At 59.7% G+C, this 24,574-nt stretch carries 20 protein-coding genes and 4 pseudogenes; 19 read left to right on the forward strand and 5 right to left on the reverse strand.

The window, feature by feature from the left end:
- Positions 1–90 precede the first annotated feature (90 nt).
- Positions 91–259 (reverse strand): annotated as a pseudogene (locus EN749_RS38500) (IS5/IS1182 family transposase); the annotation flags it as partial.
- Between the two features lie 198 nt (positions 260–457).
- On the opposite strand from EN749_RS38500, the gene EN749_RS00525 reads away from it, so the two are divergent.
- Together EN749_RS00525 and EN749_RS00530 are read left to right on the forward strand one after the other, a co-directional pair.
- Positions 458–1,021: an antitoxin Xre/MbcA/ParS toxin-binding domain-containing protein gene (locus tag EN749_RS00525; RefSeq protein WP_108722859.1), complete on the forward strand. Its 564-nt coding sequence runs from the start codon at positions 458–460 to the stop codon at positions 1,019–1,021.
- Between the two features lie 339 nt (positions 1,022–1,360).
- A complete protein-coding gene (locus tag EN749_RS00530; protein WP_095521269.1) occupies positions 1,361–2,494 on the forward strand; it encodes a porin in 1,134 nt (377 codons plus the stop codon).
- A 298-nt stretch (positions 2,495–2,792) separates the two neighbouring features.
- Here EN749_RS00530 and EN749_RS00535 read toward each other — a convergent pair.
- Positions 2,793–3,570, reverse strand: a pseudogene (locus tag EN749_RS00535) (IS5 family transposase).
- A gap of 89 nt (positions 3,571–3,659) precedes the next feature.
- Positions 3,660–4,709, reverse strand: a complete 1,050-nt coding sequence (locus tag EN749_RS00540; RefSeq protein WP_095521171.1) for an AraC family transcriptional regulator — start codon at positions 4,707–4,709, stop codon at positions 3,660–3,662.
- A 58-nt stretch (positions 4,710–4,767) separates the two neighbouring features.
- Between EN749_RS00540 and EN749_RS00545 the strand changes: the two genes are divergently transcribed.
- From EN749_RS00545 to EN749_RS00555, 3 genes are all read left to right on the forward strand, one after another.
- Complete coding sequence (locus EN749_RS00545; protein WP_128362389.1) at positions 4,768–6,939, forward strand: acetate--CoA ligase family protein; 2,172 nt, start codon at positions 4,768–4,770, stop codon at positions 6,937–6,939.
- Positions 6,940–6,956: 17 nt separating this feature from the next.
- Positions 6,957–7,766 carry an enoyl-CoA hydratase-related protein gene (locus EN749_RS00550; protein ID WP_095521173.1) on the forward strand — a complete coding sequence of 270 codons (810 nt, stop codon included), beginning with the start codon at positions 6,957–6,959 and terminating at the stop codon, positions 7,764–7,766.
- A gap of 147 nt (positions 7,767–7,913) precedes the next feature.
- Positions 7,914–8,342 (forward strand): thioesterase family protein, encoded by a 429-nt coding sequence (locus tag EN749_RS00555; RefSeq protein ID WP_095521174.1) that lies wholly within the window; start codon positions 7,914–7,916, stop codon positions 8,340–8,342.
- Between the two features lie 34 nt (positions 8,343–8,376).
- On the opposite strand, the gene EN749_RS00560 is transcribed toward EN749_RS00555, so the two are convergent.
- Positions 8,377–9,390: a GlxA family transcriptional regulator gene (locus EN749_RS00560; protein WP_206073422.1), complete on the reverse strand. Its 1,014-nt coding sequence runs from the start codon at positions 9,388–9,390 to the stop codon at positions 8,377–8,379.
- Between the two features lie 125 nt (positions 9,391–9,515).
- Here EN749_RS00560 and EN749_RS00565 point away from each other — a divergent pair, with 125 nt between their 5' ends.
- From EN749_RS00565 to EN749_RS00595, 7 genes are all read left to right on the forward strand, one after another.
- Positions 9,516–10,766, forward strand: coding sequence for a sarcosine oxidase subunit beta family protein (locus EN749_RS00565; RefSeq protein WP_095521175.1), 1,251 nt, complete (start codon positions 9,516–9,518; stop codon positions 10,764–10,766).
- Positions 10,767–10,775: 9 nt separating this feature from the next.
- Positions 10,776–11,066 (forward strand): sarcosine oxidase subunit delta, encoded by a 291-nt coding sequence (locus tag EN749_RS00570; protein ID WP_095521176.1) that lies wholly within the window; start codon positions 10,776–10,778, stop codon positions 11,064–11,066.
- Positions 11,063–13,996 (forward strand): sarcosine oxidase subunit alpha family protein, encoded by a 2,934-nt coding sequence (locus EN749_RS00575; protein ID WP_128362390.1) that lies wholly within the window; start codon positions 11,063–11,065, stop codon positions 13,994–13,996. The genes EN749_RS00570 and EN749_RS00575 overlap by 4 nt, the downstream gene beginning before the upstream one ends.
- Positions 13,962–14,549 (forward strand): sarcosine oxidase subunit gamma, encoded by a 588-nt coding sequence (locus EN749_RS00580; RefSeq protein ID WP_245316486.1) that lies wholly within the window; start codon positions 13,962–13,964, stop codon positions 14,547–14,549. Before EN749_RS00575 ends, EN749_RS00580 begins: the two co-directional genes overlap by 35 nt.
- A gap of 1 nt (position 14,550) precedes the next feature.
- Complete coding sequence (folD, locus tag EN749_RS00585; protein ID WP_095521179.1) at positions 14,551–15,441, forward strand: bifunctional methylenetetrahydrofolate dehydrogenase/methenyltetrahydrofolate cyclohydrolase FolD; 891 nt, start codon at positions 14,551–14,553, stop codon at positions 15,439–15,441.
- 71 nt (positions 15,442–15,512) lie between these two features.
- Positions 15,513–16,397: a formyltetrahydrofolate deformylase gene (gene purU / locus EN749_RS00590; RefSeq protein ID WP_095521180.1), complete on the forward strand. Its 885-nt coding sequence runs from the start codon at positions 15,513–15,515 to the stop codon at positions 16,395–16,397.
- Positions 16,398–16,486: 89 nt separating this feature from the next.
- The gene (locus EN749_RS00595; RefSeq protein WP_236379422.1) at positions 16,487–16,672 is read left to right on the forward strand and encodes a hypothetical protein; all 186 of its coding nucleotides are present in this window, start codon (positions 16,487–16,489) and stop codon (positions 16,670–16,672) included.
- On the opposite strand, the pseudogene EN749_RS38505 reads toward EN749_RS00595, so the two are convergent.
- Positions 16,641–17,340: pseudogene (locus tag EN749_RS38505) on the reverse strand (transposase); the annotation flags it as partial. The gene EN749_RS00595 and the pseudogene EN749_RS38505 overlap by 32 nt on opposite strands.
- 79 nt (positions 17,341–17,419) lie before the next feature.
- Between EN749_RS38505 and EN749_RS00605 the strand changes: the two are divergent.
- From EN749_RS00605 to EN749_RS00635, 7 genes and pseudogenes are all read left to right on the forward strand, one after another.
- Positions 17,420–17,649, forward strand: a pseudogene (locus EN749_RS00605) (helix-turn-helix transcriptional regulator); the annotation flags it as partial.
- A 45-nt stretch (positions 17,650–17,694) separates the two neighbouring features.
- The gene (locus EN749_RS39535; RefSeq protein WP_348629333.1) at positions 17,695–18,237 is read left to right on the forward strand and encodes an acyl-homoserine-lactone synthase; all 543 of its coding nucleotides are present in this window, start codon (positions 17,695–17,697) and stop codon (positions 18,235–18,237) included.
- Between the two features lie 144 nt (positions 18,238–18,381).
- The gene (locus EN749_RS00615; protein ID WP_236379412.1) at positions 18,382–19,464 is read left to right on the forward strand and encodes an ABC transporter ATP-binding protein; all 1,083 of its coding nucleotides are present in this window, start codon (positions 18,382–18,384) and stop codon (positions 19,462–19,464) included.
- Positions 19,454–20,473: an ABC transporter ATP-binding protein gene (locus tag EN749_RS00620; RefSeq protein WP_280950416.1), complete on the forward strand. Its 1,020-nt coding sequence runs from the start codon at positions 19,454–19,456 to the stop codon at positions 20,471–20,473. Before EN749_RS00615 ends, EN749_RS00620 begins: the two co-directional genes overlap by 11 nt.
- A 136-nt stretch (positions 20,474–20,609) precedes the next feature.
- Positions 20,610–22,304: a peptide ABC transporter substrate-binding protein gene (locus EN749_RS00625; protein WP_095521273.1), complete on the forward strand. Its 1,695-nt coding sequence runs from the start codon at positions 20,610–20,612 to the stop codon at positions 22,302–22,304.
- A gap of 92 nt (positions 22,305–22,396) precedes the next feature.
- Positions 22,397–23,404, forward strand: a complete 1,008-nt coding sequence (locus EN749_RS00630) for an ABC transporter permease (protein ID WP_095521182.1) — start codon at positions 22,397–22,399, stop codon at positions 23,402–23,404.
- Positions 23,397–24,383 carry an ABC transporter permease gene (locus tag EN749_RS00635; RefSeq protein WP_095521183.1) on the forward strand — a complete coding sequence of 329 codons (987 nt, stop codon included), beginning with the start codon at positions 23,397–23,399 and terminating at the stop codon, positions 24,381–24,383. Before EN749_RS00630 ends, EN749_RS00635 begins: the two co-directional genes overlap by 8 nt.
- The last annotated feature ends 191 nt before the right edge of the window (positions 24,384–24,574 follow it).

Genomic DNA, 24,574 nt, shown 5'->3' on the forward strand with positions numbered 1-24,574 from the left:
GATTGGTCGTGAGGAAATTCTGACATTTCTCACAATGCGCCCTGACACGGACCGTTAAGCGTTGTGGGTTTGCAATGGCCTCGCATCGCATCAATGGAGTTTCGCTAAGGAGACGTCGATGCGTGGTTCGTAGTCGCGCACGCGCGGCGCCAGCGTATTAGTCTAGCCAGCCGAACGTTCTTTCGACCATCCAACGCCTGAGCAGCGCCTTGAAGCCGGCCTCGGTATCGATACGGCGCATCACTTCGATGACGAAATCGTAGCCCATAATCACAATTCGATCGCGCAGGCAATCAACCGGACTCTTACGCGGCATGGGAGCCACACATGACAAAACCCTTTGATTGTGGAAATGGACCTCGCCAGGACGAGTTTTTATGCTTGGTGCGAAAGAAGTCGAGCGCGTTCTGGCCAAGTACGATGAGGTTCTAAAGGAACGGAGCTCGATCTCATCGCGATGTTGACTGGCAATACCGCTGTTGCCGATTTGCTTTCGGCAACGCCCCAACAGGCTATCCATGACGATTTGACCGCCCTGGCCACGGAATTTGTTCGCAGGCTCGCAGCCGATGCAGCGCATCGTTCCGATGAAAGCGCCCGTGAGGCGGCTTCGCTCACGGCGCCGACCGAGGGCCCGCATGGGTACACAGCCCTAAAAGCGCGAGATCTGCAAAGCGATTGCCTGCGAATTGAAGACTGGGCGGGTCAGGTTGCAGGGCCAACCTATCTGGAGGAACGCTTCGGCATACCGCGATCGAGATTGCATTGGTGGCAACGGCACAACGACGTGGTCGCATTGCGGAAAGCGCCGCAAGCACGTGTCCCCTTGGCTCAGTTCGTCGACGGCAGGCCTGCGGCGGGGATACGACAAGTGCTCTCAGTGTTTGCCAATCCCAGACTGGCGTGGCTTTGGGTGACCTCTCCTTCACCGCGGCTTGACGGCCGAATTCCCATAGAAATGCTGAGACAAGATCTGGCTGCAGAAGTCATCTTGGCCGCGCGAGACTTTTCCTCGACATAAGCCCAACTGAACCTCCTGGGAAAATTGTATGAGCGGTGCGGGCGCGGCTTCGCACTGAGCGTTCTATCCGTAATATGTGCAAGTTGTCCAGTCTGCGTTGTTTGTATAGTTTGCACGACCTGTGCAGTATAAATGAGGTATTTGTGACATAATAGCAACTTCTACATATATCATGTCGAATGATCGCCACGAAACTTGGACTATTTTATACGTCGGATAACGTTAAGCTGCGAAGAAGCAGCGCGAGCGCACCTTTTTCGATCGCGGGGACCGGGTGGGGATGCTCTCTTCCAGCAAATATACCCTGGCCCATTTTTCAACTTTTGAGTGGAGATCAAAATGAACATCAAGAGCCTTCTTCTCGGCTCCGCTGCGGCACTGGTCGCAGTTTCCGGTGCGCGCGCCGCCGACGCCGTCGTCGTCGCCGAGCCGGAACCCGCTGAATACGTCCGAATCTGTGACGTCTACGGCGCTGGCTACTTCTACATCCCCGGCACCGAGACCTGCCTGCGCATCGGCGGCTATGTCCGCTACGACATCGGCGTCGGCGACGTCGGCACATTCACCGGTGCGGGGACCGTCGACGTCGAGGACGGCGACGATCAGGATACCTACTGGAAGCGTGCTCGCTTCACGCTGAAGACCTCGACCGGCCAGGAAACCGAGCTCGGCACGTTGAAGACGTACACCGAGACCCGCTTCAACTTCCGCAACACCCAAGGCGATACATCTCCGTACCTCAACGAAGCCGGCAACACGGGCGTTTCGCTGCCCTACGCCTGGATCCAGCTCGGTGGGCTGCGCGTCGGTAAGGACGACTCGGCCTTCGATACGTTCAGCGGCTACGCCGGCAACGTCCTCAACGATACGCTGGTTCCCTACGGTGGCTTCGACACCAACGTCGTCCAGTACTATTTCGACGCCGGCAACGGCTTCTCCGCCGTCGTCTCGCTCGAACAAGGTTACGGCGCCTTCACGATCGACAGCTACGTCCCGCATGTCGTCGGCGGTGTGAAGTGGACGCAGGGCTGGGGCGCGATCACCGGCGTCATTGCTTACGACAGCAACTATGAAGAAGTCGCCGGCAAGGTTCGCCTCGACGTCACCCCGATGGAGAACCTGTCGCTGTTCATCATGGCCGGCTACGGCACGGACGACAACTACACGGATGGCGGCTTCGCAATCCCCGCCGGCGGCCGCGGCATGTACAAGCTGTGGAGCGGCAATTGGGCAGTCTGGGGCGGTGGCACCTACACCGTCAACGAGAAGACCTCGTTCAACACCCAGATCTCCTATGACGAAGGTGAGAATCTCGGCGTCGTGGCGAACATCGCCTACGATATCGTCCCCGGCCTGACGATCACGGCCGAAGCCAGCTACTTCCATCTTGGTGATGAGACCGTCAGCAACTGGACCGGTGCCGATGACGACGACAACTTCGGCGGCCTCCTCCGCTTCCAGCGCTCGTTCTGACGGATCGAAGCATTTAACCATAGCGCCCGTCGCATAATTGCGTGCGCTAGACTCGCCCGGCCGGCGTTGGCTCGGCGGGATGCCCAAAAAAGGGCTCATCGGCGGCTCCTTCCGAAGTGCTTAGGTCCGCGCCTCCGGGATCGAAGCCTGCCGCCGATGCGAAGGGCGCCCTTGACCAAGGCGCCCTTCATTCTAGAGCGTCGAGCATTCTGACTGAATCGAAGGGGTCGCCGTCGTGTAGCGACGACCTACTGTCAGAAAAACTGGATTTGAATCTCACGTCGGGGGATGTCGTTGTCTACAGAGCGGTACAGCGGCTGACGTCGATGCGCTTCTCGTAGTCGCGGACGAGGCGGCGCCATCTTGTCATCCAGCCGAAGGTGCGCTCGACAACCCAGCGGCGGGCCAGACTTCGAAGTCCTTCTGGTCGTCGGATCTGCGGATGATCTCTACCACGAAGTCCAGATAGGCTGCCTTGTCCATGAGCTTCAGCTGATCGCAGGCGTCATCGGCGAACAGATGCTTCACCCAGGGCCAGCGCTTGCGGATACCATCCAAGATCGCCTGAGCGCCGGCGCTGTCCGAGATATCGGCCGGCGTTAGGTTGACCATCAACAGGCGTCCATCCGTATCGACGGCGATATGGCGCTTGCGTCCGACGATCTTCCGGCGTCGGTAACCCCTTGTTCCAGCTTGCGGAGCCTTCACCGACTGGCTGTCAATCACCGCCGCCGTTGTGCTCGCCTCGCGCCCAGCCCGCTCACGATCCAGCATCAGAGCCACGTTGTGGATGATCTAGTACAGAAACCGCCGCGCCAGCTCGCGAAACCACCCATAGACCGTCTGCCAGGGCCCGAAATGAATCGGCAGCATCCGCCAGCCGCACCCCGAGCGAACCAGGTAACGCACCGCATGGATCACCTCGCGAAAATCAACCTCACGCGGACGCCCACGCGCCGCGGCTTGGGCATCGGCGGCGCGAACTGCTCCCACTCCTCGTCGGTCAAATCAGACGGGTAGCGCTTGGTCTTCTTGGCGATCTGGGCCATCCGGCCACGGCTCTGCTCTGTCCACATCCAACGCTTGAATCATACCCCAGCCTCAGACCGATTCAAAACAGCCTCTAAGAGACTAATCACGCCGACGAGAGCCGACCTGTGCGACCTCAGGCATTGGCGAGCGCCTGTTCTCGCCAATGCACTCGGTATGCCTTTGGGGGCATACCCGTCCAGCGAGTGAAAGCTCGAACAAATGCGCTGACCTCCGAGTAGCCCAAGATCATGGCGATGTCGGCAAGACCGTAATCAGATTTCTCCAGTAGATCGGTCGAGACGGCTTTCCGCTTGGCGTCGACTAAATCACGCAACATTAGTCCCTGTTCGTCCAGGCGACGTTGAAGCGTTCGTGTGGTCATGCCCAGTTGCTTAGCAATCCAGTCGATTCGGGGAGCCCTACCCAGCAGCAGAGCTTGGTCAATCTGCGCGCCTACGAGCGAAGCCAGATCAGCAGAGTAGGTGTCTCGTGATATAAGGCTCTCTGCCTGGTCCCGCAGAATGCCCAACAACTGCGGGTCTGCGTTGGCGACAGGATGTTCCAACACCCTGCTGTCGAAAAGAATCGAACTGGAACCCTGTTCGAAATGAACTGGCGATTGAAAAACCTCCCGGTAATCCTCGATAGCGGCCAAGGGAGTATGCGTGAACTGCACGCTAATCGGGCGCCAGGTACGGCTTGATAGCGTGCGTATTATCTGCATGCCCCAGGCGAGCGCCAGTTCAACATCCTGTCTGCATTCAGCGACGCCGGGGGCGATAACTGTATAAGTCAACTCCGCAGTCCCTTCTGTTCCCCTAATGAGGTCGAATCGACAACCGTCGGCACGAAGTTTGAAATACCGCACAAATGTCCGTAGAGCGTCTCCCACATCCTTTGAGTTCAGCATCATGTAGCCGATGATCTCAAGGTCATAAATACTATAGGTGCGGCCGAGGTTAAGGCCAAACGCCGGCTCGGAAATTTCTCGCGCGGCAAACTCCATAAGAGCGATACACTCGCAGAGGAATACACGCTTACCGTCAACTTGAAATTTCGAAAGGTCAAACCCAGTACGCGCATCACGTGCTGGGATCGCAACGCCGTGATCGCGCATATGGGCCAAGACCGGTTTGCAGACGCGCATTGGAATAGTGGGCAGCTTCAGAACCGCGGTCGTCATGATGTACTCCTAGGTGTCGACAACGACCCCTGTTGGCGGGCACTATCGAAAATGTGGCATGAAATGTCAATGTGCATGGGGTCAGCATGGCTATGTTGGCTATAAGAAATTGCCCCTCAAGGAGAATTCCGAAGTGCCCTCCAACCACTGGCTAAAGCCATTGCTTGAACCTCATTCCGCCGTGATTATCGGTGCTTCGGCAACTGAAGGTAGCCTAGGCAAAAGCGCGGTTGACCACATGGTTGAGCGTGGGTACCGCGGGCGCCTCTACGCCGTAAACAGCAATTATAAGAAGATAGGAAATGTCGACTGCTTCAGCGCGGTGTCTGAACTGCCAGAGACGCCAGACCTGGCTGTAATTGCGGTCAATCAGAGATCGTTGGAGCAAGTTTTCTCGGAATGTGTAGCGCTAGGCGTACGGGCGGCAGTCATATTCGCGGACTGCGGGAATATGGAACAACGCGATCGCCTGGCCCGTATCGCCGCCGAAGCGAGAATACCGATCTGCGGCGGTAACGGGATGGGGTTTCAGAACTTCACCAACAGCACGCATGCAACGTTTAGCTCCTGTCCGGTTACCAAGGCCGCGCCTGGAAACGTTTCATTGATCGCCCATTCCGGGTCTGTCATTCAAGCGCTAGCCACTGATCTAACGCGTCTTAGGTACAATTTAACCGTGTCGTCCGGCCAGGAAATCAATACCACATTGGCGGACTACTTAGATTATGCGCTGGAGTTGCCCTCGACCAAAGCAGTTGCATTGTTTATCGAGACGGTCCGTGACCCCGCACGCTTCGTGGAAGCGCTACGAAAGGCCGCTAGCAAGCGCATACCGATTGTCGCGCTCAAGGTCGGCCGGACGGCAAAGAGCGCCGCTATGGCCATAAGTCATAGTGGAGCGGTCGTCGGCGACGCGTCGACCTATGAAGCGCTCTTCGACCGTTACAATGTGATCTCGGTCAAGACGCTCGATGAGTTGGCGGCGACAGCCCAGTTACTCGCGCACGTCAAGGATGCCAATTCAGGTGGGCTCTGCGTGGCGATGGATTCCGGCGGGCTGCGCGAACTCATGGTTGATATCGCGGAAGACAAGGGCGCCACTTTCGCTGAGCTTAGTAAGTCCACGCTGGCCCAACTGCAGGACCAGTTGGACGACGGTATGATCGCGGAGAACCCACTGGATGCATGGGGTAGCCGTACCGACGCCAAAGCACATTTTGCGCGTTGTTTAGAGGTGATGATGCGTGATCCCAACAGCGCATTTGGCGCTATTGCAACCGAGGCAGGGGACGCCTTTCAATTTGGGACCGTATATGCCGAGATCGTGGCTGAGACGCAGCGGTTGACCGGAAAACCGATGTTTATGATGAGCAGCTTTTCGGGGATTGCGAACTCTAAGATAGCTACGCGATTGTTGGATTGCGATGTTCCACTCATCAACGGGGTCGATTGCGCGATGACGGCGGTGAAGGCCGTCGACACCTTTAAAGCGCGACTAGAAAATGCCGCGAGGGAGGTCCGCCTCTCGGTGCCACAATCAGCTCTTGAAAGTGCTAAAGCCCTGCTCGCGCGGCCGGGTTCCGATGGTGAGAAGATTGGCCTGTCGGTATTGCAGGCTTTTGATATTCCGGTGGTGGCATACCACGAGTGCGAGAATCAGCGGGAGGTGCTGACGGCGATCGACAGGACGGGTTTTCCTGTGGTGTTGAAGACTGCGATGCCGGGGATCCATCATAAGTCCGACGTCGGTGGAGTTTTGCTGAATCTGGACAGCATTACTCGGGTGACTGAAGCGTACAAGGATTTGACACAGCGTCTGGGACCTAAGGTGATGGTCCAGAGGATGAGCCCCTCCGGCGTTGAGATGAGCTTTGGCATGGTTGTCGATCCTCAGTTCGGCGCGCTGGTAACCGTCTCTCCGGGCGGGAAATGGATCGAGTTGTTTGCCGACCGGCAGATTGCGCTAGCGCCCTTCGACGAGGAGCGCGCACGAGAGCTAATCGACCGCCTCAAGATTCGACCGATATTCGACGGCCGTCGTGGCGAGAAACCGTATGATGTCCATGCACTGGCCCGAGCATTCTCGAAATTCTCAATTATGGCTGATGCTCTGAAAGACGAGCTTGCTGAGTTCGATGTGAATCCTGTGATTATTACTGATGCCGAAGTGATTGCGGTAGACGCGCTGCCGGTTAGAGCCGCCATCAAGAATCAACATATGAAGCACTAATCCAGAAGGCTGCCGCTATGACCGCACTAGTTAGCACTCAGCGCCACGGACAGATACTTGTTGTCACAATCGACAACCCGCCGGCGAATGCGATCTCTCGCCGTACGAGCCGAGAAATTTATGCTGCGTTTGCGGCGTTTCAGGAAGACGAAGACCTACGAGTGGCAATCCTCACAGGCGCCGGGGACCGCATCTTCAGCGGCGGTTGGGACTTGAAGGAGTCCGATGAAAGCCTAACCGCCGACCTCTATTATGATACGCAGGTCGGCAACGGCCCTGGGGGGTTCGGTGGCATTGCGGAGTTCTGGGGTCTGACAAAGCCGGTAATAGCCGCTGTCAACGGCGCCGCGGCGGGAGGAGGCTTCGAGATCACGCTCGCGTGCGATATGATCGTAGCGGCCGAGCATGCGCGCTTCCTTCTCCCTGAGACGCGGATCGGGCTTTTGCCGATGGCGGGCGGCATTCAGAACCTGCATCGCCGGATACCGTACAATATTGCAATGCACCTCATGATGACCGGCAAGCCGATCTCGGCGTCTGAGGCTGCTCGATGGGGCCTTGTGAACGAGGTTGTTCCCCTGGGAGAGGCTCTGGCCGCGGCGATGCGCCATGCCGAGAAGATCTGCGAATCTGCCCCGCTCGCCATTGAAGGTCTCAAGGAAGTTATGCGCTATACATCGCACCTCTCTGCAAGGGACGGTTTCGCAGCGGTTAGAAACCCTCCAAGTGAATTGAAAAAGTACAAAGCTATAGCGAACTCTGAAGATAGCCTCGAAGGACCACGGGCTTTCATGGAAAAGCGTAAGCCCCAGTGGAGGGGCAGGTAATCACTAGAGATATATTCAGCGGCACAACCTCCCAGGTACAGTGACTGGCGTTTGAAATGCGGGTTGGTGAGTGGGGACACAGCCGATGGACGCTTCTCGAGATGACGGGCGCAGCTTGCGTATCCAACTGACTTCGTTGGTGACAAGATGAACGACGCACGACTGCTAGATATTGAGCTTTTCCAGCATTTTGCTGACGAGCATGTCCGGTTCTGTGATACCGACGCTCTCGGTCATGTGAACGTCGGTGTATACTCGTCCTATTTTGCCGCTGGCAGGGCAATATTCGACACGATGCTGGCTTCCGACGACTACATACTGCCGATTGCGCGGATCGCCATGGACCTGCGCGCAGAGATAAAGTATCCAAACAAGATCGTTGTGGGATCATTGTTACTCCGGACTGGCAGATCATCATTTCTTGTGGGCCAAGGTTTATGGATCGAAGGTAAGCCAATGGCTACAGCTGAAGTCACTCACGTGCTTGTCGATCGAAAAAATGGTCGCAGCACGCCGCTTCCCGAACCCTTCCTCCATAAGTTGAGATCACTGGGACCGGTGTGTGCCGAAGGCTAAGAGCCTGCTTGGAACGCTCTACTGGGCCCGCTGCTTAGTTTCTCCCCAGGATTCTTCGGTCAGACTGATCCGGAGCCTCTTCGCGGCCGCGCCGTTTGCGTCGAGTGGCGGGGCCAATGCCAAAGTGGGCCTGAAAGGCGCGTGAGAAATGACTACGGTTGGAAAAGCCCGTGGCAAGCGCCACCTCGACGAGCGGAAGGTTCGACTGCTGCAGAATCTCATCGGCCTTCTCCAACCGCAGAGACCGATAGAACTGCATCACGCTCTGTCCAAGCTGGTTCTTTGTCAGCCGCTCCAATTGCCGCGCCCCGATACCGCTCAGATGAGCCAAATCCTCTAGCTTTAGCGGGTCCGCGATATGACTCGTCATCAGTTGCACCATGGCGACCAGAGCGGGATGGTGCAGATCATACCTGCGCACCGGGTCCAATTGCTGCGGGGCCTCGGCCTGCCGGATGCCGGTATGGATGAACCAATCGCTGACCGCGCGGGCCAATTCCACACCGTGATCTGAAGCGATCAGGGCGTGGGCCATGTCCAGGGGAGCCATGCCGCCGGCGCAGGTAAAGCGGTCGCGATCGATGACGAAGAGGCGGCGTTCAATCAGCGCCTCAGGATAGATCTCGCGCATTGCATCGATGTGTTGCCAGTGGATCGTAAACCGGCGTGACGACATCACACCCGCCGCGGCCAGGATTGCCGCCCCGCCTGAGATTCCGCCCAAAGGCACTCCCGACCGGGCAAGACGGCGCAGCCAGCCCAGAATCCTGTCGTCGCGATAGGTCAGCGGATTGCCGCCCGCCACGACAAACAGAATGTCGAAATTAGTGCCTGCCTCTGAAACAGGTTCGGTCTCGAACGCGCCCGAGACGGAACTGCGCATCCACCCGCCCTTGGCCGAGATGAAGTTCAGATCGTAAAGGGTCCGCCCGCTAAGCAGGTTGGCGGCGCGCAGCGGCTCGACCGCGGAGGCCGCGGACATCAGGGCATAGCCTTCGATCAGCAGGAAACCGTATCGCCGCGCGCTGCCGTGATTCCCGTCAATCATCCCGTTGAAAATCCTATCGTCCACATCGTTCGAACATGTCCGGCAAAAGCACACATGAGTCAATTTTGAAAACACCTCACTGCCCTTGCCGTGACATAGTCTCGGCAGTCCAAGGAGTTCTTGATATGAAGTTTTCGGGCTTCCGCGTCTTTGCTGAAGCGCTCAAGGGGCATACCGGGTGGCGGCCGCTCTGGCGCAACCCTGAGCCCAAGCCCGCCTATGACTACGTGATCGTCGGCGGGGGCGGTCACGGCTTGGCGACAGCGTATTATCTGGCCAAGAGTTTCGGGCGATCCCGTATCGCCGTGCTGGAGAAGGGTTGGCTCGGATCCGGGAATGTCGGGCGAAACACGACGATCATCCGTTCGAACTACCTGCTTGCCGGCAACGAGCCCTTCTATGAGTTCTCGATGAAGCTCTGGGAAGGACTGGAACAGGAGCTCAACTTCAACGCGATGGTTTCCCAGCGCGGCATCATCAACCTTTATCATACGGATGCGCAGCGTGATGCCTTCCGCCGCCGCGGCAACGCCATGATGCTGGCGGGGGCGGGCGCCCGGCTGCTAGGTCGAGAGGAACTGCGCGCCATGGTTCCGTTCCTGAACTACGACAACGCGCGCTTCCCGATCAAAGGTGGCCTGGTGCAGCCGCGGGCGGGCACCGCGCGGCACGACGGCGTGGCCTGGGGCTATGCGCGCGGCGCCGACAGCCACGGCGTGGACCTGATCCAGAATTGCGAGGTGACCGGTGTCCGGCTCGATCGCGGCAAGGTGCGTGGCGTGGAGACATCGCGCGGCTATATCGCCGCCGACAGGGTCGGGGTGGCGGTGGCGGGGTCCTCGGGCCGCGTCATGGCAATGGCTGGAATGCGGCTTCCGATCGAAAGCCATGTTTTGCAGGCCTTTGTCACGGAGGGGCTCAAACCCACCATTCCTGGTGTGATCACGTTCGGGGCAGGCCATTTCTACATCAGCCAGTCCGACAAGGGCGGACTTGTCTTCGGCGGCGATATCGACGGCTACAATTCCTATGCCCAACGCGGCAACCTGCCGGTGGTGGAGGACGTCGCCGAAGGCGGCATGGCGCTGATGCCCATGATTGGGCGGGCGCGGCTCTTGCGCATGTGGGGGGGCGTGGTGGACATGTCGATGGACGGTTCGCCGATCATCGACCGCACGCAAATCGATGGCCTCTATTTCAACGGCGGCTGGTGCTATGGCGGCTTCAAGGCGACGCCAGCCAGCGGCTATGCCTTCGCCCATCTTCTTGCCACCGGCGCACCCCACGAGACCGCGCGCGCCTACCGCATCGACCGTTTCGCACGCGGCCATGTGGTCGACGAGCGCGGCGCCGGTGCCCAGCCCAATCTCCACTAAGGCGGTCCAATGCTGATCCCACATCCACTTCTAGGCCCGCGTGATGCGCAGGAATTCACCTATCTGGGCGACGCGCGGCTCATCGACCGTCCAGACTCCTCCGCGCCCGATGCCGAGGCCGCCTTTTGCGACTACGTCTTCCTGCGCGACAACCCGGCGGGCGTGCACCGCGAACTGTGGTTCCACGAGCAGGGCGACCGGTCATGGCTGGTGGTCACGCGCGACACGGTCACCCATGAAGTCCTCGGTGCGGAACTGGCCCGCAATGTCCCCCTTTCGCGGACGAGGTGCGGCAAATGACACGGCTAGCCGGAGGGCTGATCGACCGCTCGCGGACCTTGAACTTCAGTTTCGACGGCAAGCGCTACCAGGGCCATCCCGGAGACACGCTCGCCTCGGCGCTTCTGGCCAATGGCGTGCGTCTTGTGGGCCGCAGTTTCAAATATCACCGCCCGCGCGGGGTTCTCTCGGCCGGTTCGGAGGAACCGAACGCTATCGTCGAACTCCGCTCGGGCGCGCGGCAGGAGCCGAACACGCGAGCCACGGTGGTGGAGCTGTTCGAAGGGCTGCAGGCGCGAAGCCAGAACCGCTGGCCTTCGCTCGGATTCGACGCACTGGCGATAAACGACTTGTTGTCGCCCTTCTTGACGGCCGGTTTCTACTACAAGACTTTCATGTGGCCGAAGGGCTTCTGGGAAAAGCTTTACGAGCCGGCGATCCGCAGGGCGGCAGGCCTCGGGCGCCTTTCAATGCAGGCTGATCCCGATATCTATGACAAGGGCTTCCTGCATTGCGATCTCTTGGTCATCGGCGGGGGGGCGGCCGGGCTTGCGGCGGCGCTGACGGCGGCGCGCGGGGGCGCGCGTGTGATTTTGGCCGACGAGGATTTCCGCCTGGGCGGGCAGCTTCTGTCCGAGACGGGAACGCTGGACGGAGGGCAAGCTACCAACTGGATCTCAGCGTTGGAGGCTGAATTCGAGAGCCTGCCGAATATTCGCGTGATGCGTCGCACCACGGTTTTCGGGGTCTATGATCACGGCATCTATGGCGCGGTGGAAAGCGTGTCCGATCATTTCCCAGAGGCGAACGGGTGTGTGCGCCAGACACTCTGGCGTATCACGGCGAAGCGCGCGATATTGGCGGCGGGCGCGACAGAGCGGCCCATCGCCTTCGCCGACAATGACCGTCCGGGAATCATGCTGGCCGGCGCGATGCGGGCTTACGCCAATCGCTGGGCGGCATGCCCGTCCGAGACGGTCGCCGTCTTTACCAATAACGATGACGGTCATCACACCGCGCGCGATCTGGCCGCTAAGGGTGTCCAGATCGCCGCCGTCATCGACGCGCGCCCCGAGGCGAAGGCTCGCGGTGACTACCGACTGATCGCGGGGGGCATGGTGACTGGCTCACGCGGCCGGCTTGGCCTGAAGTCGATAAAGGTTCAGGAAAACGGCAGGTCCGAATGGATCGAGTGCGGCGCGCTTGGGGTCTCTGGCGGCTGGAACCCGAATGTGCATCTCTTTTCGCATCATCGCGGTCGGCCTGTTTGGAATGAACCGCTGCAGGCGTTCCTGCCTGGGGAGGAGGGGGCCCTAGGACTAATTCCGGCAGGTGCGGCGGCGGGCCATTTTTCCACCGCCGACGCCTTGCGTTCCGGCGCGCAAGCCGCACAGCGTGCGATGGACGAACTTGGAATCGCGGCATCGTTGCCCGATTTGCCGCGCGCCGAGGAGGCAGACTACACGGTTGCGCACGTCTTCCATGTACCGGGCAAGAAGCGCGCCTGGGTCGATTTCCAGAATGACGTGACGGTGAAGGACATCAAGCTCGCCCATGCCGAGAACATGGGGCCGGTAGAGCATTTGAAACGCTACACGACTCTGGGCATGGCGACGGACCAAGGCAAAACCTCAAATGTGACCGGTCTTGCCGTGATGGCGGAGCTGACCGGGAGGTCGATCCCGGAAACTGGAACAACGATTTTCCGCCCACCTTACACTCCAGTGACGCTCTCTGTCCTGGGCGGCGGCGATGTAGGGCGGCATTTCCGACCACGCCGCCTCACACCCACCCATCACTGGGCCAAGGCGCAGGGCGCGGTGTTCGTCGAGGTCGGCCAGTGGATGCGCGCGCAATATTTCGCGCGTGCGGGTGAATCGCACTGGCGCCAGAGCGTGGACCGCGAGGCCAGGGCCGTGCGCGGCGCAGTGGGCCTGTGTGATGTGACGACGCTTGGCAAGATCGATGTGCAGGGCGCCGACGTGGGCGAGTTTCTCAACCGTCTCTACTGCAACATGATGGCCACGCTGAAAGTCGGCCGAGTCCGCTACGGGCTTATGCTGCGCGAAGACGGATTTGCCTATGACGACGGCACCTGCGCGCGGCTGGCCGAGGATCATTGTGTGGTCACCACGACGACCGCCAACGCCGGTCTGGTCTATCGCAACATGGAATTCGCGCGGCAATGCCTGTGGCCGGAACTCGACGTCCAGCTCATCTCCACGACCGATGCCTGGGCGCAGATCGCAGTCGCCGGGCCGAAGTCGCGCGCTCTGCTCGCCCGCATCGTCGACGGGTTCGACCTGTCGAACGAGGCCTTCCCCTTTATGGCCTGCGCGGAGCTCACCGTCTGCGACGGCCTGCGCGCGCGGCTCTTCCGCATCTCCTTCTCGGGCGAACTCGCCTATGAAGTTGCGGTTCCCGCCCGATACGGCCACGCATTGATCGAGCGGCTGATGGAATTGGGAGCCGATCTTGGAGCGACGCCCTATGGCACCGAGGCTCTGGGCGTGCTGCGGATTGAGAAGGGACACGCCGCCGGCCCCGAATTGAACGGACAGGCGACGGCCGCCATGGTCGGACTTGGCAGTATGGTGTCGCAGAAGAAGGATTCCGTCGGCGCCGTGATGTCGCGGCGCGAGGGCCTTGCGGGCGACAGGCGACGCCTGGTCGGGCTGCGGGCCGTCGATCCTGCCGGGAAGGTGGTCAGCGGCTCACATCTTTTTGCGGAAGACGCACCGAGGAAATTCGATACCGACCAGGGTTGGATCACGTCGGCTTGCTACAGTCCGCATGTCGGCTCGATGATCGGGCTCGGTTTCCTAGAGAACGGCGATGAACGGCTGGGCGAGGTGATCGTGGCCGCGAACCCGCTCGAAGGCGAAAGCGCGCGCCTGCGGGTCGTGCCGGCGCATTTTGTCGATCCTGAAGGAGCACGTCTTCGTGAGTGACCTGAGGCCCATCACCGCGCTCGGTGCCGCGCTACCACGCCTCGCATCGTTCGGGGCGTTGGAGATCCGTGAGAACGGGGGTCTGGCGCTTGCCTCTCTGGTGCTGCGCCGCGGAACTGTTGAGCCGACGCCGTTCGGCCTCACTCTTCCCGGACCCGGCCGTTGCGTTGCAGGGCAGGGGGTTGCCGCGGTGTGGACCGGGCTGGATCAGTGGATGATCGAGGCGGAAGGCCGCGCCGAGCTGGATTTTGCCGCCGAGCTCAAGCAACTCGCCCCCGGCTGCTCGGTGACCGAGCAGACCGATGGCTGGGTCGCTTTCGAGATTGTATCGCGGGCCGGCTCAAGGCCTCTCAACGCATTGCTGTCGAAGCTTGTTAACGTCGATCTCGCGGACTTTGGCCCGGGCCGCGCGACGCGGACCGGCCTTGAGCATATGACCTGTTTCGTCATCCGCCGCGGCGACGCTCATATTGCCGTGCTGGGCGCGCGCTCGTCCGCCGGATCGCTCTGGCACGCCCTGGAAACGGCGGCGAAGCGGCTAGAGGAAAGGTAACATGACCGCTCAGATCATCGACGGCAAAGCGTCCGCGGCGCAGCTACGGTCGAGGGTTGCTGGGCATGTGGCCTGGCTCAAGCAGGAGCACGGCATTACGCCGGGCCTGGCTGTGGTTCTAGTAGGCGATGATCCGGCGTCGGAAGTCTATGTGCGCAACAAAGGACGGCAGACTATCGAGGCTGGCATGAACAGCCTTGAACACAAGCTCCCCACTGAAACGTCTCAGGCCGATCTGCTTGCTCTAATCGAGCAGCTGAATTCCGATCCGGATATTCATGGTGTCCTTGTCCAGCTCCCTCTACCCAGTCATCTGAACGGCGATCTCGTGCTCAATGCGATCGACCCGGCAAAAGATGTCGATGGGTTTCACATTTCGAATGTCGGGCTTCTGGGCACGGGACAAAATGCGATGGTGCCATGTACCCCATTGGGTTGCCTGATGTTGCTGCGAAGCCATCTCGGCGATCTGTCCGGGCTCGAAGCCGTGGTCGTGGGGCGCTCGAACATCGTCGGAAAACCGATGGCGCAACTCCTGCTCGGCGACAACTGCACCGTAACCATCGCTCATTCGCGTACACGGGATCTGGCATCAATCTGCCGTCGGGCCGACATCCTTGTCGCTGCCGTCGGCCGCCCCGAGATGATCCCCGGCGACTGGGTCAAGGCAGGCGCGACGGTAATCGATGTGGGCATCAATCGGATCGCACGAGACGGCAAGCAGCACTTGGTGGGTGACGTGGATTTTAGAAGCGCGGCGGAGGTAGCGGGAGCGATAACGCCAGTGCCGGGAGGCGTCGGTCCCATGACCATCGCCTGTCTTCTCGCCAACACGGTTACCGCCTGCTGCCGTGCTCATAGGCTGTCCGAGCCTGAGGGGCTCACCTTATGAGCCCCGTGCAATCCGGCGCTCTACCTGACACGCCCGAATCGATCTCTTCCGCACACACGAGCAAGCTCGCTATGGACAAATACTACCTGACCGTCACCTGCAAGTCCAAGCGCGGGATCGTCGCCGCCATCGCAGGCTACCTCGCCGAAAGCGGCTGTAACATCACCGACAGCTCGCAGTTCGACGATACGCAGACCGGCAACTTCTTCATGCGTGTGAGCTTTATCTCTGAAGATGGCGCTGGCCTCGACGCGCTGCGCAACGGCTTTGCTGACACCGCCGAGACGTTCGAAATGGACTTCGCCTTCCATGACGAGAGCCAGAAGATGAGGGTGATCATCATGGTCTCGCGCTTCGGCCACTGTCTCAATGACCTTCTGTATCGCTGGCGCATCGGAGCGCTGCCAGTCAATATCGTGTCGGTGATCTCCAACCATCTGGACTACCAAAAGCTGGTCGTGAACCATGACATTCCGTTCCACTACGTCAAAGTTACGAAGGAGAATAAGCGCGAAGCCGAGGCGCAGCAGATGCGTATCGTCGAGGAGACCGGCGCGGAGCTGATCGTGCTCGCCCGATACATGCAGGTGCTGTCGAATGAGATGTCCGAGAAGATGTCCGGCCGCATCATCAACATCCATCACTCCTTTCTGCCGTCATTCAAAGGAGCGAACCCCTACAAGCAGGCCTTTGAACGCGGGGTGAAGCTGATCGGCGCAACCTCGCATTATGTGACCGCGGATCTCGACGAGGGGCCGATCATCGAACAGGACACGGTTCGCGTCACCCACGCCCAGAACCCGTCCGACTATGTATCGCTCGGGCGCGACGTCGAAAGCCAGGTTCTCGCACGCGCGATCCATGCGCACATCCACCGCCGTGTCTTCCTCAACGGGAACAAGACGGTGGTCTTCCCAGCTTCACCGGGCTCGCACGCTTCGGAACGGATGGGATGAGAGCGTACCAAACGCATGCCTGCCAATGTGAAAGCTGACCGTCGGACAGCGGCGCGCCGCAGTCAGATTTGAGAGATTGGGTTCAAGGCATGACGAAGGACATGCAAATTGTCTTTGAGACATTCCTGGAGAAGCTGTCGGAAAGCGTCGATGAGGCGGATTTCCGCGAGGCCATGGCTGGTGCGGCCGCAGGACTCGAGCTGATCACCTTCGCCTATTTGTCCTTGCCGTCGCAACCAGTGGATCCACCACCGGCGAGAGGCGCGAGAAGGTAGCGAGGCTGTGAGAACACGGATCTTGCGGCCGGTCGCCAGTTGGTCATGAACGAAGTCCCATGCCCAGATCTGGTGACTGTGTGTCGCATCGGTTCTGTCCTCTCGCAGCTTCGCTTTCACCCGATGTCTTGGTCCGGAGCCGAAGGCCCATCTCCTTGTAAGGACGATAGATCCGCTTCGAATTGACAACCCGGCCCTCACGGCGCAACAGCACAGGACGCGCCGGTAATCATAGCGCGCCCGTGTCTCGGCAATCTCCCTGATCCGGACTTTGAGGTCGGCCTGCTCGCCGCGCTTCGACTTGTAGCGATAGAGCGACGTGTCGATGAGAAACGTAGCGCAGGCCCGGCGGATCGACACCTTCCAATCCGCCCGTACCTCATCAACAAGCCGCCGATGGGCAGGCCTCATGGCTTTCGGCGAACGACATCCTGCAGCATCGCCTCGTCGAGCGCGGCGACGATCTTTTTTCAGCGATTGTTCTCGTCTTCAAGCTGTCGCATGCGCTTGACCTCGGACGGCGTCAGTCCGCGGTAGCGCTTCTTCCAGGTGTAGAACGTTCCATCCAAGATGGCCGCCTTTCGGCGGACCTCAGCGACCGCAGTCCCTTCTTCCGCCTCCTGCAGAATGAAGGCGATCTGCGCCTCCGGAAACTTCGACCTCTTCACGCAATCCTCCTTCGCCCGATACCGGGATTATAAGTGGAAATTCCAGCTCAGAACGGTCCGAAAACCCGAAGGCAGGGCACTGCGCATCGCCGAGCGATATCAACAAGCTCTTCAACTCATGGCGACCTGCTTTCACATTTACGTTCGCCGCAAGCCGAATATGAGTGCCTGCAGTAGGCGGCACGCGGCAAGTCCGCCTGGGATATCGCCTGCATCTTGGGGATCACGCGGCGCACCGCCGCCTTCCATCGGGACAATGCCAAGAAGAAGCTCGGCATGCGCACCAAAAACGAGGCGGTCGCGCTGCTGGTCCTCACGATCTTCAATTCTCTGAGAACAGATCCGTCTTGGCCCCTGTGCAGGTGCCCAGGCTGTTCGTCGGGCGCATTTGCCTCCAATGGCAGGTCATTTTCTGCCCAGAGGGCTCATGATGAAACTTGTCGCACCCGACTGCTATGGCGACTTCGCCGACGAACTGCACGAAATACACCGTCTGCGATATTCAAGGAGCGGCTTGGACTGGGACGTGCGGACGAATGGTGGGTACGAGATCGATTCCTTCCATGCGCTCAAGCGCATTATCTGATCTTGCGAGGTTTCGACGGTCGGGTCGATGGTTGCGTCCGGCTGCTTCAGTCGAACAGGCCGACCATGCTTCGTGATACTTTTCCGGTGCTGTTGGAGGGGAAGACGGCGTCCAAAGCGAGGCCGGCTCCATCCCCGGCAGACAGTTTGAACTATCAATCGCCAATTTGGGATCGCCAACCATTCAATCAGCTCGGGCGCCGCTCTAGCCGCAACCGTAAGATGCGATTCAGCATCACCAAGCGCCGATATGGCGGCAGATGTCAAAAGAATGACCGGAAATGTCAATGCGATTCTAATTGCGCAACCTAATCATCACCCGATGGACCGCGTGAATTGGCTCCGCGAGCGTCGCCTCTACGGGCATTTCCTTGGCCAAGGCGGCATGCGATTTGCGGAAGCAACGAGCCGCTCGACTTGGTCAATGAGATAAAATCTTAGAAAAGAGCATCCACCGTGCCCGAACTGAAGCGGCCTGATCTATTGAAACGCTGCGGAACCACCTTGGATTGGGAGGCGCGCGACTTAATTCAAGATGGAACTTCGAGGCCTGTTTTGGAGGTATCTGATCTTCAGACGGTCTTCTGGTCTCGCAGAACTAGAATCTATGCGGCCAACGGCGTGAGTTTCCACCTCAATCGCGGTGAGCTTCTGGGGGTGGTTGGTGAAAGCGGGTCGGGCAAGAGCGTCACGATGATGTCGCTCTTGAGGCTCCTGCCGTCGCCACCTGCCGAAATCGTGTCTGGAAGGGTGCGTCTTGGGGACAGGGATCTTTTGTCGCTCGACCCGAGCGAAATGCGAAAGGTCCGCGGCGGCGAGGTTGGGTTCATCTTCCAGGACCCGATGACATCGCTCAACCCGGTCTTCACGGTCGGCTACCAGCTGATGGAGCCGTTACGCAAGCATCTCGGTCTAGGCCGCAGCGAGGCGCGCAAACGTGCGATCGAGCTTCTCTCCCGGGTCGGCATTCCCTCGCCACAGGACAGGATAAACGACTATCCGCACCAGTTCTCCGGAGGGATGTGCCAGCGGGTGATGATCGCCATTGCGCTCGCCTGCGACCCAAAGGTGCTTATCGCCGATGAGCCGACGACCGCCCTCGACGTGACGATCCAAGCCCAGATCCTGGAGCTCGTCCAGAAGCTGCGCCAGGAAATGGGCATGAGCGTTATCTGGATCACGCATGATCTCGGTGTGGTAGCCGGGATCGCCGACCGGGTGATGGTCATGTACGGCGGACTCGTTGTCGAGTGCGCCGCTGCCGACGATCTCTACGCAAATCCCCGTCATCCCTATACGCGCGCGCTTCTGGAAACCGTGCCGCGGGCCGATATGGCTGGGCAGGAGCGACTGAAGAGCGTTGGGGGCCAGCCGCCGCATCTCACTGTCTTTCCGACGAGCTGTCCCTTCGCGCCACGATGTCCGCATGCTTTTGACCGGTGTCGCAGCGAAAGGCCACCGCTAATGCCTGTGGGCGAAGGCCATGATGCGGCATGCTGGTGGGACGTTATCGAGGGAAGTCCGCGCGATGATGTCTGAGCCGGGCGTCCTCACCATAAAACCACAGGCCGGCCCGGACGACGTCCTGCTCCGTATCATTGATCTAACCTTGCATTTCCCGACCTATCGGGGTGTCCTCGGGCGCCAGGTGGGCGGCATCAGAGCGGTGGATGGCGTGAATTTGGAAGTCAGGCGAGGCCGGACGCTGGGCTTGGTCGGCGAGAGCGGCTGCGGCAAGACGACGACGGGGCGGGTCATCCTGCGCCTTTACGACCCCACCGGCGGCCGCATCGAATTTGATGGCGAAGACATCACGCACATCCAAGGCAAAAAGCTGCGCCGCATGCGCGCGCGCATGCAAATGATTTTCCAAGATCCGCAGGCCTGTCTTAATCCGCGCATGACGGTCGGTTCAATCATCGCCGAACCGCTCAACGAACACCGAGCGCTGAAAGGCAAGGAAAAGGAGAAGCGGACCCGCGAGTTGCTCGATGCCGTTGGCCTTAATCCGAAATTCGCCAACCGCTACCCGCACGAATTCTCCGGCGGTCAGCGCCAACGCATTGGCATCGCCCGGGCGCTCGCGCTCAATCCGGATTTCATCGTCTGCGATGAGCCGATCGCCGCCCTGGATGTCTCCATCCAAGCCCAGGTGGTCAATCTTCTTAAAGACCTGCAGGAGCAATTCTCGCTGACATACCTCTTCATCAGCCATGATCTTTCAATGGTTCGTCATCTGTGTGAGGACGTCGCGGTGATGTACCTGGGCAAGGTGATGGAACTCGGCCCACGCGACCTCATCTACAAAGACCCAATGCATCCCTACACGAAGGCGTTGCTCTCTGCGGTCCCGGTGCCGGATCCGAGGGTCGAGCGCGCGCGGCAGCGCATCATCCTGAAGGGCGATTTACCGAGCCCGGCCAATCCGCCTTCGGGGTGTCGATTTCGCACCCGCTGCCCGGTCGCGTTCGACCGGTGCGCGGCAGAGCAACCGGCTTGGCGAAAGGTGGCCGGCAACCGGTGGGTCGCTTGCCACCGAGCCGAGTAACAGGAAATGGCGGGAAGCTCGATCGAGGCAATCCTGCCAAACCATCCACCTTTCCCGATGGGAAGGAGATGAGGACTGACATCACAAGGCCGGCGGCAGCTGGGCCGTCATTCAGCAAGGGAGGAAGTAGTAGATGTTGAGAATGGTTTCATTGCTAGCGGGGGCGGGCGTGGCAAGCCTCGTCGCGACACCGGCATTGGCCGAACGCGGTACAGACGGCGTCGTCAACATCCTGTCTTGGCAGGCGCCATCGATCATGAATCCCTATCTCTCGGGCGGGGAAAAGGACACCGACGCCGCCTCTCTTGTGCTCGAGCCGCTAGCCAGCTACGACGAGAATGGCGAGCTTTTCCCGCGGCTTGCGGCGGAAATCCCAACCGTCGAGAACGGTGGCGTCGCCAAGGATCTGAAGTCGATCACCTGGAAGCTGAAGCCTGGTCTCAAATGGTCTGATGGCACGACGGTCACGGCGAAGGACGTGGTCTTCACTGCCAACTACTGCATGGACCCAAAGGGTGGCTGCGCAGCACTTGCTAGGTTCCAGGGTGTCGACAAGGTCGAGGCGCTGGATGACCTGACCGTGAAGGTAACCTTCAAGGAGCTGACGGTCGTCCCCTACACTCTCTTTGTCGCCATGTGGTCTCCGATCATCCAGGCCAAACAGTTCGCCGACTGCCTGGGCACAAAAGCACCAACCTGCACGGAAGCCAATTTCTATCCGGTCGGCACCGGGCCGTTTGTCGTCGCCAACTTCAAGCCGAATGACGCGGTCCAGCTCAAGGCCAACCCGAACTACCGCGATCCGAACAAGCCCGCTTTCGCGGGGGTCAACTTCAAGGGCGGCGGCGATGCGCTCGGGGCGGCTCGTGCCGTGCTGCAGACCAGCGAATATGACTACGCCGGGATGTTGCAGGTTGCTCCGGACGTGCTGAGCAAAATGGAGAAAGGGGGCAAGGGCAAACTCCTCTCGGTTTTCGGAACGAATGTCGAAACTCTTTTTATGAACTTGACCGATCCCTCGGCCAGTCTACCGCCGGAGGAGCGTTCGACGGACAAGCATCCACACCCGATACTCAGCGACGTTCGCGTGCGCCAGGCTCTGTCGATGGCGCTGGACCGCGCGAGGTTGAGTGAGATCGGCTACGGCTCCATGGGCAAGCCCACATGCGACTTCGTTCCGGCGCCGCCGATCTTCGCCGCCGGCAACACGGAGTGCTTGAAGCAGGATATTCCGGGTGCCGTGAAGCTTCTTGATGAAGCGGGCTGGAAGCCGGGTCCCGATGGGATCCGGGAGAAGGATAGCAAAAAGCTGAAGCTCACCTTCGTAACTACGACCAACGCCACGCGCAACCAGTTCCAAGCGATCATCAAGCAGTGGTGGCACGAGATAGGGGTCGATGTGGAACTGAGGAGCCTCGACGCCTCGGTCTTCTTCAGCAGCGACCCGAGCAGCCCGGATACATACCAGAAGTTCTATGCCGATGTCCAGATGTGGACCAATTACTCTGACGCTCCCGACCCCGGCGAATATGTCGCAACCTACACCTGTAACAAGGCTCCGCTGCCGGACAAGCAGTGGCAAGGCAGTAATGTTCCGCGCTACTGCGACACGAATTACGACGCGCTGGTGAAGGAACTCGGCAAGACCGCCGCCATCGAGAAGCGCGCCGAGATTGTCAAAAAGCTCAACACCATTCTGAGTGACAGTTACGCGATCATGCCGCTGGTCTGGCGCAGCAGCGTCTCGGCGACCTCTAAGACACTAGGCGGGTATGTCGGCAGCGGGGATTCCAGGTTTTGGAACGCTCAGGACTGGTATCGCAGGAAGTGAGATTGCCTGCGCCTCCTTGGAGAGGGCGCGCCGCTTTCCATCTCCATGCCGGCCGCGGGCGTTGCCCCGGCCGCCAGCAATAGGTGCCGCGCATGCTCAACTATGCCATCCGGCGACTGCTTATGGCGGTCCCGACCTTATTCTTGATCAGCCTCATGATCTTCTCGCTGCTCAAACTCGCGCCAGGCGATCCGCTATCGCAGTTGCCGCTGACCATTCCGCCCGAAGTGCGCGAAAAGATGCGTGCTGCCCTTGGCGTCGACGAGCCGCTGATCGTGCAATATCTGCTGTGGCTGAAGCAGTTCTTCGTAATCGAGCCGCTGCGTGGTTTCGACATTCTGTTCGGGACGCATCTTTCGGACGGTATGCAGCGGATCATCTCCTGGCAAACACGCGGTCCGGTTTTCAGCATGATCGCCGAGCGCCTTCCGCAGACGCTGTTGGTTGTCGGCCTGGCCTACATCGTCGGCGTGCTGATTGCTGTGCCGATCGGAATTGTCTCAGCCTACAAGCAATATTCAGTATTCGATCAGATCGGCACCTTCCTGTCGATGCTCGGCCTTGCCGTGCCGCCCTTCTTCTCGGGCGTTCTGGCGATCCTGATCTTCGCCGTCTACCTCGACTGGCTTCCGACAATCTATAACACCAATCTTATCGTCAACAGCTGGAGCAACTTCACCGAGCAATTTCTGCAGATGGCCATGCCGGTGATGGTTCTTGCAGTTCAGACTATCGCTTCCATCAGCCGCTATCTGCGCTCGTCAATGCTCGACAATCTCGAGCAGGACTATGTCCGCACGGCTCGGGCCAAGGGCATGGGCGAGAATGTCGTCGTTTTCATCCACGTCCTGCGCAATTCGATGATCCCGGTGGTCACTGTCATCACGCTGGGACTGCCGAGCGTCTTCGGCGGTGCCATCGTCACCGAGCAGATCTTCAGGGTTAACGGGATCGGCCAACTCCTGATCACCGCCATCTACGCCAACGACGTGCCGACGGTGCAGACATTGGCCTTCATCTTCGCTGTGCTGATCGTCGTCTTCAACCTGATCGCCGATCTGCTCTACGGCGTACTTGATCCCAGGATTCGCTATGACTGAGCTGGTTAGCTACAACGAACCGAAAAACGTTGCCGAGGCGCCTGTTTCGGAAACGGCAACTACCGATCCCATCGCCGGCGTGGACCTTGTGGTGCTTAAGGTTCCGCCGCGCAATCAGTGTTGGGACGTCTGGGACCAGTTCAAGACCCACAAAGGCGCGGTGGCCGGGGCGGGCGTCTTCTTCGTAATTGTCGTCGCTGTCGTCTTCGGCCCCTTCGTTTGGCGCGTAAGCCCCGCCTATATCGACTTCACAGCCATGAATGCGGGACCAAGTTGGGCCCATCCGTTCGGCACCGACCAGCTTGGGCGCGATCTTCTCGCGCGGATGATGACAGGTGGGCGCGTTGCGATCGCCGTCGGCCTGGCGGCGATGATCATCTCTATTTTTCTTGGAACGCTTATCGGTGTCCTTACCGGCTACTTCAAATCCCTTGATGGGCCGCTGATGCGGCTCACCGATCTCTTTCTGTCATTACCGGTGCTCCCACTGCTATTGGTCGCAGTGATGCTGTTCCGCGATGCGGTGGCAAAAATTCTCGGAAACGATCTAGGGAGTTTCACCCTCATCGTGTCGATCATCGGCGTGATGAGCTGGATGGGCATGGCACGCATCGTGCGCGGCGAAGTGTTGGCCGTCAAGCAGCGCGAATTCGTAATGGCGTCGCGCAGCATCGGCACCCCGCCGCACCGGATCATTATTCGGCATGTGCTGCCCAACGTCATGTCGCCGATCATTGTCTCGGCTACTCTCGGCATCGCCGATGCCATTATCGCGGAAAGCGTGCTTTCGTTTCTTGGCCTGGGCTTTCCGCCGGATTTTCCGACTTGGGGACGACTGCTCTATGACGGGATCGAATACATGCAGGTCTCCCCGCAACTAGTGCTGTGGCCGGGCATTGCGATTTCGCTGACCGTCCTCAGCGTCAACTATATCGGTGACGGCTTCAGAGATGCGCTCGATCCGCGACTGCGGCGATGATGCACCTTCGATACCTGAAAGCATACGACGAGAAGAAGTGAAGCAGTAACAATCCAATGCCAACTATCAGCGAGTTGAAATGTTGAAGCAAACCCATGTAACTGACCCTAAGTGTCTCGAGGCCCTCAAATGGCGCTGCATCGGACCCGCCAGAGGCGGCCGCGTTGTGGCCGTCGCTGGGGATCCGAATG

The organism is Mesorhizobium sp. M7A.F.Ca.ET.027.02.1.1 (assembly GCF_004022985.1).
In the GTDB taxonomy this organism is placed as follows: Bacteria; Pseudomonadota; Alphaproteobacteria; order Rhizobiales; family Rhizobiaceae; genus Mesorhizobium.